This window comes from Vibrio sp. YT-19(2023) (genome assembly GCF_033337395.1).
In genome coordinates this window covers 1-970 of record NZ_JAWOQN010000199.1, presented here as the reverse complement: position 1 = coordinate 970, position 970 = coordinate 1, and the positions used below count along the sequence as shown (strand labels likewise).

Annotated in this window: 1 protein-coding gene; it reads left to right on the top strand. The window is 52.1% G+C overall.

Going from position 1 to position 970, the window contains the following annotated elements:
• The coding region (locus tag R7E78_RS24855) for a gamma-glutamyltransferase family protein (protein WP_318058439.1) at positions 1-970 on the top strand (970 nt) is incomplete at both ends.

The following is a 970-nucleotide window of genomic DNA, read 5'->3' as shown; positions in this document are numbered from 1 at the left end:
CAAACAACTGGTCAAAGCCAAAGACTATATGGTGACAGCAGCGAACCCAATGGCTACCCAAGCTGGTGCTGATGTACTGGAGCAAGGCGGCAATGCCATTGATGCTATGGTGGCGGTACAACTGATGCTTGGCTTAGTCGAACCACAATCTTCCGGCATTGGTGGCGGCGCATTTTTGGTGTATTGGGATGGCGAACAACAAAAGCTCACCACTTATGATGGTCGAGAAACTGCGCCCCTCGCCGCAACCCCAACACTGTTTTTGGACGACCAAGGCCAGCCGCTGCAATTCTATGATGCCGTTGTAGGCGGACGATCTGTCGCGACGCCGGGCACCGTCAAACTGTTGTGGGATACCCACCAAAAATACGGCAAGCTGGAATGGAAAAAGATCATTCAGCCAGTGATCAACTTGGCTGAGGAAGGTTTTGCCGTCAGCCCTCGTCTCGCCAGTTTGATTGCCAACGACGCCGAGCGTTTATCACGTTTTCCGACCACAAAAGCGTATTTCTTTAACGCCGATGGCTCACCAAAAGCCGAAGGCACACGATTAAAGAATCCAGAATACGCGCAAACCTTGCAAGCCATCGCCAAGCAAGGTGCTCAAGCCTTCTATCAAGGTGATATTGCCAAAGACATTATCGCAACCGTGCAAACAGCAGTGGGTAACCCGGGCGTATTGGCACAACAAGATTTTGATACTTACCGCATCAAACAGAGAGAGCCCGTTTGTGCGGCTTATCAAAGCTACGACATCTGCGGCATGGGGCCACCAAGCTCAGGCGCGCTAACTGTCGGACAGATCTTGGCTATCACCGAACAATATGACCTCAAAGGCTGGGGACCAGACAGCGCCAAATCTTGGCAGGTCATTGCGGACGCATCTGGTCTCGCGTTTGCTGATCGCGGTAAGTACATGGCCGATCAAGACTATGTACCCATGCCAAGCGAAGGTTTGGTGGACAAAGAC